2 protein-coding genes are annotated in these 2301 nt (G+C 71.3%); both read left to right on the top strand.

Features of this window, described 5'->3' with window-relative positions; genetic code table 11:
• The first annotated feature begins 340 nt into the window (after positions 1–340).
• Positions 341–1147 (top strand): type I methionyl aminopeptidase, encoded by an 807-nt coding sequence (gene map, locus OZN99_RS30045; RefSeq protein ID WP_270938881.1) that lies wholly within the window; start codon positions 341–343, stop codon positions 1145–1147.
• Positions 1148–1223: 76 nt separating this feature from the next.
• Positions 1224–1973 (top strand): RadC family protein, encoded by a 750-nt coding sequence (gene radC, locus OZN99_RS30050; protein ID WP_270938882.1) that lies wholly within the window; start codon positions 1224–1226, stop codon positions 1971–1973.
• Positions 1974–2301: the final 328 nt, after the last annotated feature.

A 2301-nucleotide genomic window follows, 5' to 3' on the forward strand; every position in this document is an offset into this window, starting at 1 on the left:
CGATCGCGCCGACGTCGCGGCAGGCCAGCAGCGGCCGGCGCGCGCGCCGCACCACCCCTGCCGCGGCTCCCGCGACGACGATCCGCGGCCGCGCCACGGCCACGCGACGCACCACCCGGGCGACGGCGGTAGCGCAGGAGACGAGCAGGGCGATCCTCCGTGACGATGTCCGAGGCCCGCCTAAACGAGGAAAATAAACATCGTCTCACCAGATGCGACACGACCCGCGGCACGCCGTCCGCCTTGCAATGACATTGACGGACGCGCATCTTGCGATCTTCCACACACGCGCCAGCGCGCAGGCCCCCAGGGCAGCGGTCATCCGGGACGCAGAGTCGGCATGGAACAGCAGGGCGGCGAATCGCGCCGCATCACCATCCATCGCCCCGAGGATTTCGAAGGGATGCGTCGCGCCGGCCGTCTGGCGGCCGAGACGCTGGACATGATCACCCCGCATGTCCGTCCGGGCGTCACCACCGAGCAGATCGACCGGCTGATCCACGACCACATCGTGGCCAGCCACGCCACGCCGGCGACGCTGGGCTATCGCGGCTACACCAAGTCGTCCTGCACCTCGATCAACCATGTCGTCTGCCACGGCATCCCGGGCGAGCGGGTGCTGGCCGAGGGCGACATCGTGAACATCGACGTCACCGTCATCCTGGACGGCTGGCACGGCGACACGAGCCGGATGTACGTGGCTGGCCAGGCCAGTACCAAGGCCCGGCTGCTGATCGACGTCACCTACGAGAGCATGATGCGCGGAATCGCGGCGATCCGCCCCGGCGCAACGCTGGGCGACATCGGCCACGCCATCCAGTCCTTCGTGGAGAAGCACCGCTTCTCCGTGGTGCGCGACTTCTGCGGCCACGGCATCGGCCGCCGCTTCCACGAGCCACCGAACGTGCTGCATTTCGGCCGCCCGGGCGAAGGCCCGGTGCTGCGCCCCGGCATGTTCTTCACCGTCGAGCCGATGGTGAATGCCGGCCGGCCGGAGGTGAAGATCCTGGACGATGGCTGGACCGCGGTGACGCGCGACCGCTCGCTCTCCGCCCAGTTCGAGCACATGGTCGGCGTGACGGAGGACGGGGTGGAGATCTTCACGATCTCCCCGGCCGGCCTGCACCGCCCGCCCTACCGGGCCTGAGCCTGCCGCGCCACCGCCGCGGGTGTCTCTCGCGGAGGTTGAACATCCCGGCCAGCCGGGTGCAGGCTGCGCTGGCATGGCCCGCAAGCCCACGCATTTCGCCGAAGCGAGCCCGGGCCTGTTCGGCCTGGCGGCCCCGGATACCGAGGCGGCCCCGCCCGGCCATCTCGGCCATCGCGAACGCCTGCGCCAGAAGCTGCTGACCGCCGGGCCGGAGGCGCTGGCCGACTACGAGTTGCTGGAGCTGCTGCTGTTCTTCGCAGTCCTCCGCCGGGACACCAAGCCGATCGCCCGCGCCCTGGTGGCGCGCTTCGGCAGCTTCGCCAACGTCCTTGCCGCCCCGCCCGCCGAGCTGCGGGAGGTGGAGGGCGTCGGGGACGCCGCCGTCGCGGTGATCAAGGCGTCCCAGGCCGCGGCGCTGCGCCTGCTCCGCGCGGAGGTGCGGGAGCAGCCCGTGCTGAACAACTGGGACCGGCTCACCGCCTATCTGCACGCGGCCCTGGCGCGCGAGCCGATCGAGCAGTTCCGCGTGCTGTTCCTGGACACCCGCAACCGCCTGATCGCCGACGAAGCCCAGGCCCGAGGCACGGTGAACCACACGCCGGTCTACCCGCGGGAGGTGGTGAAGCGCGCCTTGGAACTGGGCGCCACCGCGCTGATCCTGGTGCACAACCACCCCAGCGGCGATCCCACGCCGTCCCGCGCCGACCTCGAGATGACGGGCGAGGTAAAGGCGGCGGCGGCGGCGCTGGGGATCGTGCTGCACGACCACCTCGTGATCGGCAATGGCCGGCACCTGTCCTTCCGGCGGGACGGGTTGCTGTAACCCGTGAAAGACTTGCCGCAACGCGCGAAGGACTGCCGCAACAAACCTCTGCCACGATTGACCGCGATGCTTCCACATCGGCATGGTTCCGCGACGATGCGCTGTCTCCTCCTCCCAGTGGCTGTCCTGCTCATCGGGTTGATGCCCGGGGGAGAGGCGCGGGCGCAGGTGGGCAAGCCGCCACCCTCCAACGCCCCGGGCTTCGTGCCGGCGCCGGCCGCCTTTCCGCCCTTGCCCACGAGCAAGCCACCGGCCCTGGCCGCAGCGCCCGCGCCGGTGGCCGGCAAGCCGGGGGCGCCGCCGCCCGCACCGCCAGGCGGCACCGGCC

The organism is Falsiroseomonas oryzae, from assembly GCF_027856955.1.
In the GTDB taxonomy this organism is placed as follows: Bacteria; Pseudomonadota; Alphaproteobacteria; order Acetobacterales; family Acetobacteraceae; genus Falsiroseomonas; species Falsiroseomonas oryzae.

What these genes read in the sequence shown, in the direction of transcription:
- map (WP_270938881.1), top strand. Translation starts at nt 341, where the DNA reads ATGGAACAGCAGGGCGGCGAATCGCGCCGCATCACCATCCATCGCCCC.
- radC (WP_270938882.1), top strand. Translation starts at nt 1,224, where the DNA reads ATGGCCCGCAAGCCCACGCATTTCGCCGAAGCGAGCCCGGGCCTGTTC.